This is a genomic window from Thiomicrospira sp. S5 (assembly GCF_003991075.1).
In the GTDB taxonomy this organism is placed as follows: domain Bacteria; phylum Pseudomonadota; class Gammaproteobacteria; order Thiomicrospirales; family Thiomicrospiraceae; genus Hydrogenovibrio; species Hydrogenovibrio thermophilus.
Map to the genome: position 1 here is coordinate 2,655,047 of NZ_CP014470.1, position 13,077 is coordinate 2,668,123.

The 13,077-nt window shown below is 51.3% G+C and carries 13 protein-coding genes; 7 read left to right on the plus strand and 6 right to left on the minus strand.

The features are described 5' to 3' along the window. Positions 1 to 25: 25 nt before the first annotated feature. From AYJ59_RS12360 to AYJ59_RS12370, 3 genes are read left to right on the plus strand one after another with little or no spacing between them, the layout of a single operon-like run. A complete protein-coding gene (locus AYJ59_RS12360; protein ID WP_127120257.1) occupies positions 26 to 808 on the plus strand; it encodes an ABC transporter permease in 783 nt (260 codons plus the stop codon). Beyond that, on the plus strand, positions 796 to 1,554 hold the full coding sequence (locus AYJ59_RS12365) for an ABC transporter ATP-binding protein (protein WP_127120258.1): 759 nt from the start codon (positions 796 to 798) through the stop codon (positions 1,552 to 1,554). The genes AYJ59_RS12360 and AYJ59_RS12365 overlap by 13 nt, the downstream gene beginning before the upstream one ends. Further along, positions 1,551 to 2,798, plus strand: coding sequence for an NnrS family protein (locus AYJ59_RS12370; RefSeq protein ID WP_127120259.1), 1,248 nt, complete (start codon positions 1,551 to 1,553; stop codon positions 2,796 to 2,798). The genes AYJ59_RS12365 and AYJ59_RS12370 overlap by 4 nt, the downstream gene beginning before the upstream one ends. Here the strand turns inward: AYJ59_RS12370 and AYJ59_RS12375 are convergent. From AYJ59_RS12375 to AYJ59_RS12395, 5 genes are read right to left on the minus strand one after another with little or no spacing between them, the layout of a single operon-like run. Continuing rightward, positions 2,795 to 3,565, minus strand: a complete 771-nt coding sequence (locus AYJ59_RS12375) for a heme ABC transporter ATP-binding protein (protein ID WP_237260339.1) — start codon at positions 3,563 to 3,565, stop codon at positions 2,795 to 2,797. The genes AYJ59_RS12370 and AYJ59_RS12375 overlap by 4 nt on opposite strands. A 9-nt stretch (positions 3,566 to 3,574) precedes the next feature. Beyond that, positions 3,575 to 4,606 (minus strand): FecCD family ABC transporter permease, encoded by a 1,032-nt coding sequence (locus AYJ59_RS12380; protein ID WP_127120261.1) that lies wholly within the window; start codon positions 4,604 to 4,606, stop codon positions 3,575 to 3,577. A gap of 48 nt (positions 4,607 to 4,654) precedes the next feature. Continuing rightward, positions 4,655 to 5,584, minus strand: a complete 930-nt coding sequence (locus tag AYJ59_RS12385) for a heme/hemin ABC transporter substrate-binding protein (RefSeq protein ID WP_127120262.1) — start codon at positions 5,582 to 5,584, stop codon at positions 4,655 to 4,657. Then, a complete protein-coding gene (locus AYJ59_RS12390) occupies positions 5,581 to 6,618 on the minus strand; it encodes a ChuX/HutX family heme-like substrate-binding protein (protein ID WP_164730776.1) in 1,038 nt (345 codons plus the stop codon). The genes AYJ59_RS12385 and AYJ59_RS12390 overlap by 4 nt, the downstream gene beginning before the upstream one ends. 57 nt (positions 6,619 to 6,675) lie before the next feature. Further along, positions 6,676 to 8,706, minus strand: a complete 2,031-nt coding sequence (locus tag AYJ59_RS12395) for a TonB-dependent receptor plug domain-containing protein (RefSeq protein ID WP_127120264.1) — start codon at positions 8,704 to 8,706, stop codon at positions 6,676 to 6,678. Positions 8,707 to 8,845: 139 nt separating this feature from the next. On the opposite strand from AYJ59_RS12395, the gene AYJ59_RS12400 reads away from it, so the two are divergent. From AYJ59_RS12400 to AYJ59_RS12415, 4 genes are all read left to right on the plus strand, one after another. Beyond that, on the plus strand, positions 8,846 to 9,385 hold the full coding sequence (locus tag AYJ59_RS12400; RefSeq protein WP_127120265.1) for a HugZ family pyridoxamine 5'-phosphate oxidase: 540 nt from the start codon (positions 8,846 to 8,848) through the stop codon (positions 9,383 to 9,385). Between the two features lie 123 nt (positions 9,386 to 9,508). Beyond that, on the plus strand, positions 9,509 to 10,009 hold the full coding sequence (locus tag AYJ59_RS12405) for a ferritin (protein WP_029939458.1): 501 nt from the start codon (positions 9,509 to 9,511) through the stop codon (positions 10,007 to 10,009). Between the two features lie 135 nt (positions 10,010 to 10,144). Next, a complete protein-coding gene (locus AYJ59_RS12410; protein WP_127120266.1) occupies positions 10,145 to 11,020 on the plus strand; it encodes a cupin-like domain-containing protein in 876 nt (291 codons plus the stop codon). Then, the gene (locus tag AYJ59_RS12415; protein WP_127120267.1) at positions 11,020 to 11,985 is read left to right on the plus strand and encodes a DUF3616 domain-containing protein; all 966 of its coding nucleotides are present in this window, start codon (positions 11,020 to 11,022) and stop codon (positions 11,983 to 11,985) included. The genes AYJ59_RS12410 and AYJ59_RS12415 overlap by 1 nt, the downstream gene beginning before the upstream one ends. 10 nt (positions 11,986 to 11,995) lie before the next feature. Here the strand turns inward: AYJ59_RS12415 and AYJ59_RS12420 are convergent, their stop codons facing one another. Beyond that, the gene (locus tag AYJ59_RS12420) at positions 11,996 to 13,006 is read right to left on the minus strand and encodes a lipid A deacylase LpxR family protein (RefSeq protein ID WP_127120268.1); all 1,011 of its coding nucleotides are present in this window, start codon (positions 13,004 to 13,006) and stop codon (positions 11,996 to 11,998) included. Between the last annotated feature and the right edge of the window lie 71 nt (positions 13,007 to 13,077).

Here is a 13,077-nt window from a genome sequence, read left to right on the forward strand (position 1 = left end):
CCATTCCTGTTACGAAAGCCGCATCATGAACGCATTTGCACAAATCTTAAAAGAATTTCCCCGTTACCTATGGAGCGGTTGGGGCGCACTGGCAAGTATCTTTCTGTTTCTGGCCCTTTGGGATCTCGGCCATCAATTCAACGGCAGTCTGATTCTGCCTTCTCCGAAAGAAACACTTCTCACCCTGTGGCAAATGCTGCAGTCGCCCGAACTTTGGCAGTCGCTTTGGATTACCGTTCAACGCGCCCTTTGGGGCTTTGGCATCGCCTTATTGCTGGGCACATCGCTGGGCATGCTCGCCGGCACTTTTGTAACGGCCGCGATGATGAGCCGCCCTTTGATTACCATTATCATGGGCGTCCCACCGATTGCCTGGATTGTCTTGGCGATGCTCTGGTTCGGCATGACCGATGAAAGCGTCATTTTCACCGTCGTCATCGCTGCCTTCCCGATTATCTTCATCGGCGCATTACAAGGCACACGGACACTGGAAGGCGATTTATTGGAAATGAGCGACAGCTTTCAGCCGCCGTTTTGGATGAAACTCACCGACCTGGTATTTCCGCACCTGTTTTCCTATGTATTTCCGGCTTGGATTTCGGCTTTGGGCATGAGTTGGAAAATTGTCGTCATGGCCGAACTACTCACCACACCGGACGGCATCGGTGCGGACCTGGCGGTGGCTCGCAGCCATTTCAACTCTGCCGATGCCATGGCGTTGATTACCGTGATGGTGCTGGTATTACTGGTCGTCGAATATTTGTTGCTGGAACCGATTAAACGAGAGGTGGAACAATGGCGCAACTGAACGTATCCCACCTCAGCCACCGCTTCGGCCCAACCGACATTCTGGCCGACATCCACTTCTCGTTACAGCAGGGCGAAGTGGTTTCGATTGTCGGCCCCAGCGGCGGTGGCAAAACCACTCTATTGCATCTTTGCAGCGGCTTATTGGAAGTGGAAAACGGCCGCATTGACAATGCATTTGCCTCCCAGGCCTTTGCCTTTCAGGAAGCCCGTTTACTGCCTTGGAAAACCACTTTAGACAACATCGCTTTCGGCTTGAAAGCCCGCGGTGTTTCGCGCCAAGAACGTTATGAAAAAGCGCGTCGCATCGCATTGGAGTTCGGTTTGAAAATCAGCGATCTGGACAAGTTCCCGAAAGACCTCAGCGGCGGCATGCGCCAACGCGTCTCTTTTGCCCGTGCCCTGGTGCTGAAACCGGAAATTCTGTTTTTGGACGAACCCTTTTCCGCGCTCGACATTGGCTTAAAACAAGAACTGCAATCGATTCTGATTGAGCAAGTCACCCAACATAACCTATCGGTTCTGTTCGTCACTCACGATTTAACGGAAGCCATTAAACTCAGTCACCGCATACTGGTCCTGGGTCATTCACCAGGTCGCATCGTCCGCCAAATCGAACTGACCACACCCTTGACCAAACGCACCGATCACGACATCCACAACGAACTGCGTCAATTGCTGGCCGATCCGTGCATTATCGACACCTTTGAACTCAACATAACCCAGCGAGGGAAACAAACCGTATGAACTGGCTTTCCTCTTCCCGCTTCAATGATTTACTCACCAGCCTGACCGGACCGGCAAACCATCCCAAAGCGGTTTTCGCCTACGGTTTTCGGCCATTTTTCTGGTTGATTCCCTGGGTGCTGAGCATCAATGTCTTCCTGTGGGTAGCGTTCTGGACCGGCTGGTGGCCGGTGTCGTTTCCGTCTTCGCCGCTGAATTGGCATATTTATGAACTTTTGTTCGGGGTGACTTCCGGCATGATGGCCGCCTTCATCATGACGGCCGTGCCGGAGTTTTTCGAAGGCACACCGCCCGTGAACGGCCGAACCTTATTCGGACTCGTCGCACTCTGGCTGGCCGGACGCCTGGCTTTTTGGGGAATCGATGTCATTGGTGTCTATGGCGTCGCCATTATTCATCTGGCTTTTCTACCTTACGTGCTTTGGCTGGTCGGAAAACCGATTCTCACAGACCCTCTGAAGCGTCAATGGGGGCTTGCGCTCGCCTACGGATTAATCGTTTTCTGTCAGGCCCTGTTTTTTGCCGCCGAAGCCAAATGGATTCCGCTGTCCAGTTTCGCCGTCCTGCAAGCCTCCGTCGGTGCGTTTATGATTTTGGTTTTGGTCGCCGTGCGTCGCATCGCCACCCAATCCATTAACGAATGGTTTCAGCAGGAACACATTGATGACCGCTTTATGGCCAGACCACCCGCTTATAATCTGGCCATATTCAGCCTTTCGGTCGCAACTTTAACGGAACTGTTGTTTCCCGGCAATTCCGCCCAGGCCTGGTTGAATTTGGCGGTTATGGCTGCTCTGTTCAACACTTTGAATGATTTTTTCCGAACCGACACCTTCATTCTCAAATTCCCGACGGTTTGGCCGATTATGATTCTATTGACGTTATTTGGTGCCGGATACGGCCTTATGGGATGGGATACGTTACAAGCAAACGTTCAAATGTCCGCTCATTTCCGACATTTTCTCACCATGGGTGCACTGGGGCTAGCTTACTTTATCGTTTTAATGGTTGTCAGCCACATTCACACTGGCCGACCGCTCACCCGGCTCGGTTGGCTGAAAATGGGCGTCGTACTGATTACCGCCGCCACGCTGATTCGCGGCCTCGTGATTCCGGCGTTTCCGGAGATGCAAAACGGGCTGTACATACTGGCGGGATTACTTTGGACAGGCGCCTTTATCGGCTATTGGTGGCGTTATCACACTTGGCTTACCCACCCCAGATCCGACGGCCTGCCGGGTTAAGCCGGGATCACCATCGGCCAGCCTTTCGGGTGGGGGGTGACTTTCACCGGATAACCATAGACATCGGTGATGCGTTCTTCCTGCAATACCTCATCCACCGTTCCCTGACTGACGATTTCTCCCTGGTTCATCAACACCAGACGGTCCGAATACTGTGAGGCCAGATTCAAATCGTGCAACACCATAATCGCGGCGATGCGATGCGTTTTCACCACCTCGGTCACCACTTCAAACACCTGATGCTGATGCGCCAAATCCAGACTGGACGTGCATTCGTCCAGAAACAGATAACGATTGCGGTCGTCGGCTTTATGGGTGATCTGGGCAATAACCCGCGCCAATTGCACGCGTTGCTGCTCACCGCCGGACAGCGTCAGATAATTGCGGTCTTTCAAATGGGTCACATCGAACATCGCCAAGGCGCGTTCAACATAAGCGGCGCGTTCGTAATGCGACACCGCGGTGAGTAAACTCATTTCAATGACTTCCGACACCAGAAACGGAAAGTCCAATTGAACCGATTGCGGCATGACCGCCCGATAATTGGCGAGTTCCGGCACCGAATATTCCTTTAATGGCCGCCCTTCCAGCGTGACTTGATGCAAGCCGTCCGGAATGTCGCCGCTCAGGCTTTTCATCAAGGTGGATTTCCCCGCGCCGTTCGGCCCCAAAATCGATACGATGGAGCCGGGTTCGATCATCAAATCGATGTGTTTGAGAATCGACTGTCCTTGCAAAGCAATGTTTAAATGTTCGGTAATCAGCATAATCGTCCTTTAAAACCCAACGCGCGAGCGGCGCTGAATCAACAACCATAGGAAGAAAGGCCCACCAATGGCGGACATCACGATGCCAATCGGCAGTTCCGCCGGCGACAAAACCGTGCGCGCGAACATATCCGACGCCACCACCAAAATCGCGCCGACCAAAGCACTGCCGGGCAACACCCAACGGTGATCCGGCCCCAAAATCAAGCGTACGATGTGCGGCGCCACCAGGCCAACGAAACCGATCACGCCACTGACCGACACCGCCGCGCCGACTGATAAGGCGGTGAGAGCGATGACGCCCCACTTCAATTGTTTCACATTGAAGCCCATGTGCGACGTCACCGCTTCGCCCATCAAAAAGGCGTTCAGCGGACGAGCGAAATACGGCAACAAAAGCACCGCCACCAAAATCGGTACGGTGGCGACCGCCAAATCCTGCCAGGAAGCGCTGGCGATGGAGCCCATGGTCCAGAACGTCAGGGTGCGCAGTTCTTCATCCGTCGCGAAGTAGGTCAGAATGCCGGTGGCGGAACCGGCAATGGCGTTGATGGCAATCCCCGTCAACAGCATCAAGCCGACATCGGTACGGCCGTTTTTGGTCGCCACGCGGTAAATCAGCCAGGTGACAAACAGGCCCCCAAGAAACGCTGCGAACGGCAAGGCGAAAAAGCCCCAAAAGACCACCCACTGACTCAGAAAGGAGCTGCCGAGGACAATCACTGTCACCGCGGCTAAAGCCGCACCGCTGGACACCCCCACCAAACCGGGGTCCGCCAACGGGTTGCGAAACAGGCCTTGCATGGCCGCACCGGAAACCGCCAGGCCTGCTCCAACCAGAATGCCCAGCAACAAACGCGGCAAACGGATTTCATTAACCACCAAGTCAGTCTGCATGGCGACATCCGCGCCAAACAAAGCCGACAAGACTTGGGCCGTATCAATCGAAATCGCCCCCACGCTGAGGGAATACAGACTCACCAATAAGGTGATGAGCGCCAGAATCGACAACGCCAGTAGCGGCGAATGCGTTAACCGCATGTCGCCTCCCGGCCCAGTCGTACCGTTGTTTTGTTAGAATCGTTCACGTTAGTTCGCCACATAAACCTGTTTCACTAAGGATTCAATCGCTTCGCCGAGCCGTGGGCCAAACGTTAAAAAGCTGTCGTCCATCACCAGCAGTCGACCGTTTTTCCCGGCCTGGGTCATCCGAATCGCCGGGGTATTGAGAATGGCTTCCTTGCCACCGACCGATCCCACACCGTGTTGCATGGTCAGCAGATAATCCGGATTATACTGTATTGCCGCTTCCGCCGTCAGCGGCTTGTAACCGTTGAACTGTTCGGCTGCCGGGTTCTCGATACCGGCCAATTGCATCATCTTGTCCGCCCGGCTGTGCTTTCCGGCGACCATCATGTTCCCGCCGCGCACATTGAGCACGAAAATCGCTTTGGCCGATTTACCTTGTTGCTGAATGGCGTTTTCCGCAAAGACTTTCGCTTGATTCACCGATTGTCGAACTTGTTCGGCCAATTTCTTGCCAGCGTCCTGAGCGTCGAGCACTTTCGCAATCTGTTCGATTTTCGCCTCCACACCGTCCGGCGTATAGACGTTCTCGATGATTTCAACATGCACCCCGGCGTCTTGCAAGCGGGTCAGGACATTTTGCGGTTTGGCATCTTTCGTCGCCAACACCAGCGTCGGCTTTAGCGACAAAATCCCTTCCGCCGACAACTGACGCATGTAACCGACACTTGGCAGTTTGGCCGCGTCTTCTGGGTAAGTGGTGGTGATGTCACGCCCCACCATCCAATCGCCCCTTCCCAACGCATAAACGATTTCGGAAATGGAACCGTCAATCGCCACCACCCGCGGTTTTTCGGCCGCATGCGCGGTGCCGCTCATCAACCACAACAAAGCCAACATGGCGTAAGCGGCGAACACGCCACCCAATACCAAAAATGGCCAGGCCTGGCGGTTTTCCGCCATTGCCACACGCGAGAACATTCGTGGTTTCATACCGCCACCTCTTCCAATTTCAAGGATTTCAAAAAGCTTTCCCAGCGCTTAGTCATCTGGGGTGAGCGTGCTTCGGTATGCAAATACACCATCATCACCGCCTTATCATCGGCATCAAACAACTCCAATGAAGCCACCGGCTTGACGTCGGTTTGCTTGTAGACCAGCCAGGCCTCGGTCACCTGTTCCAGGTTGGCGTGCATATTGAACTTGGGATCCAATACATTGAACCAGGGGCCCATTTCCATCAACTTATGCACCGTGCCATTGTGAATCTGAGTAGCACTGCCATTTGGCACGAACATCAATAACGGCCAACTTTCCTCGGCGGCTTGCTCAAGCAACGATTTCAAGGCATCCTTCTGCAGGGCCATGGCACTGTCGCCCAAGTGACGATAAGCCTGCGGCCGCGTCAGACCGTAAGCTTTCAACAAGGCATTGACGTGGTGCGCGTTTTCCAACGCTTGCCAATCTTTTTGAATGGCCTCGGTTTCCACTTTCGGCATGACCGACGGCTCGGAAGACGGTTTGGTGCGAACACTCATCTGCTCAAAACCGTCCTCCGTGCGATATTCCGCCACCAAAGCGTCGTAAACCGTCTGGTCGGACGCGTCGGTCATGTAGATTTTGTGGGCGGCCTGGCCATAGACATCGAAAAATTGCAAACTCCGACGCCCGTTTTCATCCACCGCGAAACCGTATTTCCAAGCCGTCACTTTCAAACGCAAATCCATGTCCGGATCGGTAAAAATCACATGACTGTGCTTAATTACCGGATTGCGATAAACGCCGTGATGTTCCAGCACCACCGCATCATTGCGCGTCAACGCCATAACTTCGCCGGCACGCTGCAACGCCTGCAAAATCGAGACGAAGGCATCTTTATCCAACATCACCGAGGTGTCACCACAGGATAACGCCACGTATTCCGCTTCACTAACGCCCAGCCGCTTGGCGGCTTCCCGCGCTCTTGGCGGTTTATCAGAATTGAGCAACTCATTTTTCTGTTGATTCAGTTGTGAATAATCCATCATAATGTCTCTCCTAAACATTCATTTTCCCGAAACCCTGCCCGAGAAAATCAACCCTCTTTATTTTGTATATTGATAGCGTAACCCAAGATAGTAATAACGACCTTCTTCCGGTCTTAAATCAGTACCACTGAAATCCGTTTGCTCATCAGTTAAATTGTTGACTCCCACATACGTTTGCCAACTTTTATCAATGTCGTAATTCAGAATCATGTCCCATGTCGTATAACCAGGCGAGCTCGTGTCATTGGAAGTGTCAACATACTCATCGGACTGGTAGTTCATCTGCACAGTGAAAGTGGCATCATTGGTAACGTAAGTATCGAGTCCGACTTTCACTTCATGCTCTGGACGATTAACCAATCGTTTTTTTGTTTCTTCATCACGCGCATTCACATAGTAATAACTGGCATCCAAGTGGAAATAAGGACCTAAAGCCGAACGAAACACCACTTCACCGCCCTGGGTCATAGCACGGTCGATATTTTGATATTGATAAACCGCAACTGGTCCCACCATTTGGCCTGTAAAGGCCGTGTCAATCAGGTTTGTGATGTCGTTATGAAACGCACTGACTTCAATACTGCCTTGGTTGGAAAATGCCCACTCAAGACCCAGCTGATAACTAATCGATTCTTCCGGCTTCAAATCCTCATTACCCATGACCATATAATAGTGAGCACTTTGATCGAACACGTAATACAACTCTTTCAAATTCGGTGTCCGATAGCCATTACCCACGCCGGCCCGAATATTGACCCGCCCTGGCAACCAGTCCTGTCGGCTGTACATGGCATTCAACATCGGTGACACATGGGTTCCATAGCGCGAATCGTTATCCAGTCGAACACCCGGCAAAACCTCTAAGTTTGGCGTCACAAACCAACTGTCCTGTGCAAAAACCTGTGTGGAATCTTTTTGTTTGTTATCGACTTCCTGCGTGTCAGCCGTCAGGTTTTTAACATCCATCGTATCCCGCTTCAGCTCCGCACCGATTGAAACAAAGTGAACACCTGCCAAGGGAATATCCAACTGAGCGGCCACTTCCGAATGACTGGAGTCGGTTTTACGATGGATGGTTTTTTTAGCTTCGTTTTCATACCCTTCCCACATGGCGCGTACTTTCCACTGCCAATCATTATCGAGCTTCTGTTCAACAACACCAGACAGGAATTTGGTTTCAGTCAAATCACGCTGCACACTGCCGGAACTGGTTTTGGTTGCGGCATCTTCATCGTAATAACGAGGCATCAAAGTGACTTTTAAATCGTTATCAAACTCGTATTGAAACTTACCCGAATAAGTGTTTTTATGGCCATACCAGCCTTGCACAGCATCGTTGTCTTTAATCGCTTGATAACCGTCGGATAAATTCAAGTCCGCCACCAACTGTCCGTACCAATTATCTTGCTTAGTCGACACCTCAAAGTTGCCTTTTTTCTTCGCTACAGGATTATGACGCTCGCTTTCATCGCCCCAGTTTCCACCGGAAACATCCGCTGAAAAATGCAAGTCCGAAGTTGGAGAACGAGTAATCACATTAACCACACCTCCCATGGCTGAAGTGCCATAAAGGGCTGATGTGGCGCCTTTAATAATTTCAATACGCTCCACATCGCCAATCGCCACCTGAGTGACATCCACCGTCGAGCCGGTACTCGGCGATACAGGATTACCGTCCACCAGAATCAGAACACGTTCCGGATCAAAGCCCTGCATCCAGACACCTTTTCCGTTTTTGCCTAGAATAGGTTTCAATTGAATACCCGGCACATACTTCAAGGCTTCTGCTAAGTTTTGAGCATGGAATTTTTCAATTTCTTTTCGTGAGACAACTGTAGTCTGCACAGGAACCTCATCCAAACGCCGTTCAGTTTTTGTTGCCGTCGTCACTTGAACGGCTTCCAACCGAGCATTATCTGATGCGGAAGAGGCCTCTTCTGCCCAAGCAACTGAAGCAGGAAGCCATACAATGTTCAAAGCTACCGCCAGAAGACGGTTATAAGTTACAGTTCGATTCATGCTAAACAAAACTCCAAAATGTATAAAACCATTAATGAAATAGAAGATATTATTGATAACTATTTTCATTCTCTTTATAATTAGCGAACTGTCAAGATGAAATTGATAAAAAATTTGAGTGATTTTTCAGACGACTGATTGCACAATGTCCATCAGGCAAGGCTGACGCGTCACTAAGCGACAATCAAAATTTAATGCGGAGAAGACGATGAGCACAGAAACAAAGAAACCGTTAAGCAACATCTACAATGAATTCAACCAATTCATCGATAGCCACCAAAGCGTGGTCATGGCCACCATCAATAAAGCGGCGGAACCGGAAGCCAGTTATGCTCCGGTCATGCGTCACGACGGCCGTTTTTACGTTTACATCTCGGAACTGTCCAACCACACCTTTAACCTGATGGAAGACCCGCAAGCCAGCTTGCTGTTCATCGAACCCGAAAACGACGCCAAACACCTGTTCGCCCGCAAACGCGCCACCCTGAAAACCACGGCTAAACACATTCAACGCTCAGCCGCCGAGTGGGAAAGCACGATGGATAAATTGGAAGAGAAATTCGGTGAGATCATCCAGATGCTTAAGCCGCTGGAAGATTTCCACCTGTTTGAATTGGCCCCGCTTTCCGCCGGGTATGTGCGCGGTTTCGCACAGGCGTATAAGCTGGAAGGCGAAGACCTGTCCGACGTCACCCACCTCAGCGAAGGCGGGCACGGAAAAAGTAAAAAGAATGATAATGAATCTTGAAAAGATTAAATCATTGAAAAATCAATAAGTTAATGTTTTTCGATTTGCGTTCGTATCCACACTTATCTAGAATGAAAAACGTAACGCATTCAAAACAATATCGAAAAACCGGGAGAGAGCATCATGTTAAAACCTGAAATTGCCAACCTGCTCAACAAGCAGGTCAATGCCGAATTCTATGCATCCAATATTTATCTGCAATTAAGTGCCTGGTGCGAAGACCACGGACTGGAAGGCTCCGCCCAGTTTTTCCGCGGCCACAGTCTGGAAGAACGCACCCACATGGATAAGATTTTCGATTACATGGCCGAGTGCAGTGCACCGGTGACGTTGGAAGCCATTCCGGCCCCGCCGAACAGCTTCGACAATCTGATGGACGTCATCAACGCAGCTTACCAGCACGAATTGAAAGTCACCGCCATGATTCACGACATCGCCAATGCGGCCTTCGACATCAAGGATTACACCACTTTCAATTTCATCGAATGGTTCATTGCCGAACAACACGAAGAAGAAGTCCTGTTCGGTAAAATCCTGTCCAAAGCGGAAATGCTGGGCTTCTCCGGCCAGCCGGGCCAGCAATTGCACATCATGGACAACTACCTGCGTTTCATCAAAGAATAAACCGCAGCCACACCGAAAACGGCCAGGCCTGGCCGTTTTTGTCTTTGCGCCACATCATTTTTCCGCCCGACACCATTACGCCGCCCCGCCGGTTTCCGCTATACTGTCTGCATTGACAACAACATCCGATCCGTCATGAAAAGCCTACGTTCAATTACCACCGTTGATACCCTGTCGAAAAACGACTTCCTCACCCGCTTCAAACAGCCGGAGATGCCCGTTAAATTCGAACACCTCACCGACGACTGGCCCGCCCGCCAAAAGTGGTCCATCGACTATTTCAAAGACGTGGCCGGTGATCGCATCGTGCCGTTATACGACAGCCAACCCTCCAAAGACCGCAAGCACCAACATGCCCCCGCCGCACAAATGCCGTTGGCCGACTACCTGGACAGACTGCAAGCCGGCGAAAACGATTTGCGCCTGTTTTTTTACAACATCCTGCAAGAAGTACCGGAACTGACCCAGGATTTCGACTACCCGGACATTGGCCTGCCGTTTTTTCGCAAACTGCCGGTGTTGTTCATGGGCGGCACCGGCGCCAAAGTGCAAATGCACTACGACATCGATTTGGCGGACATTTTCCTGTGTCATTTCGGCGGCAAAAAGAAGGTCATGCTGTTTCCGCCCGACCAGACGCCATTCATGTACAAAGTGCCTTTTTCATTCAGCAGTCTGTTCGACGTCAACTACCGCACACCGGACCTCGAAAAATACCCGGCGCTGCAATACCTGGAAGGTTATGAAACCGAATTGAACCACGGCGACATTCTGTATATTCCCCCCGGCTGGTGGCATTACATCGAATACGAAGAACTGAGTTTTTCCATGGCATTACGCGCCTTTCCGCGTCGCCCGAAAAACCTCGCCACCATGCTGAAAAACCTCTTATGGACCCGCAGCATCGAAGGCCTGATGCGCAAGACCGTCGGCCAAGCCTGGAACGACCGCAATGAAAAACGCGCCGTGCAGAACACCCACCGTTATCTTGCGAAAAAAGGATTACGCTAATGCGCATCACGCACATCGGTCAATTACTGGTTGTCTTCAGCTTTATCCTCATCAGTTTAAAAGCCTGGGCGGATACGCCTCAAATCCAAGGCCAACTGTCGATTGACCCGGACAATATCAGCGGTCTGGTCATCACCGACCGCTTTATGGCCTTAGCCACCGACGAAGGCACCTCCCTTCAAATCCTGCCGAAACGAAACGGCGTCTACCACGCCGAACCCTCCGGCAAAATCACCTTGACCGACACGCCCGATGAACTTGACCTGGAAGGCCTGGCCTGGCGAAAACCGTATCTGTACGCCATCGGCTCCCATTCCAAAAAGCGCAAAAAAATCAAACCCGGCGCTTCGGACAAAAAGAACCTGAAACGCCTCACCCCCATTCATGACGAACCGTCCCGCAATGTGCTCTTTCAAATTCGCCTCAATGAAGCACTAGAGGTCACCGCCACCCGAAAACGTTCGCTTATGCCCATTATTCAAAATAACAAAATGCTCGCCCCCTTCACCGCTTTGCCGAGCAAAGAAAACGGCATCGACATTGAAGGCCTCGCCGTCACGAAACAACATCTCTACGTCGGTTTTCGCGGCCCGGTGTTTCGCGGCAACCTCGCCGCCGTATTGAAGCTGGATTTGGAAGCAAACACTTTTGAACTGACCGACCCAAAACTGCGGTTGGTGAATTTAAACGGTCTAGGGATTCGAGACATGGTGGCCGACGACACCCAGCTTTATCTGCTGTCCGGCCCGGTCAATGAAGTACCGAACCGCTATCAGGTGCACGTTTGGAACGGCAAACCCCGTTTTTCGGCTTGGCCGCCACTGTTAACGCTGGAAAAACCGGCAGGGAAACCGGAAGGTCTGGTGGTGCAGAAACAGTTAAAATCGCCAGGCCTGGTGATTTTCATTGTGCAAGACGGTTTATTGAACGGTGGCTTGAAGCGCTACGAATCAACGCTGAAATAAATCGAAACTGTTAGAGCTCGAACCCGACCACCAAGGAAGCGAAACGAAAGGCTTCCTCGGGCTGATCGCGATAAAATTGTCCGAACACCGAACCGGCAAACAGCACATAGAAGCCATTCCACGTCATGGCCCCGCCGTATTGTCCGGATGGAATCACTTCATTGGCCAGTTTCAAACCGGTGTCATCCTCGGTAAACAAACGACCGTCACGCAAAACATTATAGATTTGATATTGAGCTGAGATATCAGCAAACACAAACCAACCAAAGCCCTTGCCGGTATTCATCACATGATTAAAAGTATTGAAGCTCATCACCGGCCGCGCACCGTCGCCGTAATAAGCGCCCACACCGGCATTCAACGCGGTTTCCGGTGAACCTACAATGGCGGAGAAGGAGCGATACATCTGAAAGTGCGGTTCCAGTTGCGGGTCGAACAGAAAATACTGGTTATCGAAACCGATTTGCAAGGTCGGCTGATCGGGCAATTGATTGTCCCAACCCGAGCCATTCGAATTGCCGATAACGGAATGGATGCCGTCTTGGATTTCGCGCCCGCCACTGGCCGGTCCTAACCAGCCGACACTGAAACTGAGTAAGGATTGATGACGGTCGTAATGATAGAATCGTCGCCAATCGAAGTGTGTCCAAGCGGTGTTCCCGGCACTTTCCAAGCCCGATTCGGTGCGTTTTTCCAGAGTGAAAATTTGAGTGGAGAGTTCCAGTTGGTCGGTTTGCTGAAAAAGCCGTTGATCCTTTTTGGGCAGCGCGGCTTTTTCAATCGGGTCAATCAGCCAGTTCACTAGACCAATGCCGTTTTCGTCCGTCCAGCGGACATTCAAGCCCCCGGTGTACTGCCGGTCGGTGCCATAAACGATGTCGTTATCCACTTGAAACGATAACTCCGCCGACCAAGCAGATACAGACAGCGCCCACATCGACAAACCGACCAGCGTCGTCCAAGTAAGCTTTAGTCCATCAATAATCTTAACCGAATTGTCCAGATGAGCATTCCAGACCAAAGGAAGCGCCCTCAATAAAATGTTACCTTATTGTAACATTTAATATTTCCGACATCGAACGTATTTTATTG

Coding starts and splice junctions, on each gene's coding strand:
- AYJ59_RS12395 (WP_127120264.1), bottom strand. CDS start 8,706: ATGAAAATAGTTATCAATAATATCTTCTATTTCATTAATGGTTTTATA.
- AYJ59_RS12390 (WP_164730776.1), bottom strand. CDS start 6,618: ATGATGGATTATTCACAACTGAATCAACAGAAAAATGAGTTGCTCAAT.
- AYJ59_RS12380 (WP_127120261.1), bottom strand. CDS start 4,606: ATGCGGTTAACGCATTCGCCGCTACTGGCGTTGTCGATTCTGGCGCTC.
- AYJ59_RS12410 (WP_127120266.1), top strand. CDS start 10,145: ATGAAAAGCCTACGTTCAATTACCACCGTTGATACCCTGTCGAAAAAC.
- AYJ59_RS12405 (WP_029939458.1), top strand. CDS start 9,509: ATGTTAAAACCTGAAATTGCCAACCTGCTCAACAAGCAGGTCAATGCC.
- AYJ59_RS12400 (WP_127120265.1), top strand. CDS start 8,846: ATGAGCACAGAAACAAAGAAACCGTTAAGCAACATCTACAATGAATTC.
- AYJ59_RS12385 (WP_127120262.1), bottom strand. CDS start 5,584: ATGAAACCACGAATGTTCTCGCGTGTGGCAATGGCGGAAAACCGCCAG.
- AYJ59_RS12375 (WP_237260339.1), bottom strand. CDS start 3,565: ATGCTGATTACCGAACATTTAAACATTGCTTTGCAAGGACAGTCGATT.
- AYJ59_RS12370 (WP_127120259.1), top strand. CDS start 1,551: ATGAACTGGCTTTCCTCTTCCCGCTTCAATGATTTACTCACCAGCCTG.
- AYJ59_RS12360 (WP_127120257.1), top strand. CDS start 26: ATGAACGCATTTGCACAAATCTTAAAAGAATTTCCCCGTTACCTATGG.
- AYJ59_RS12365 (WP_127120258.1), top strand. CDS start 796: ATGGCGCAACTGAACGTATCCCACCTCAGCCACCGCTTCGGCCCAACC.
- AYJ59_RS12415 (WP_127120267.1), top strand. CDS start 11,020: ATGCGCATCACGCACATCGGTCAATTACTGGTTGTCTTCAGCTTTATC.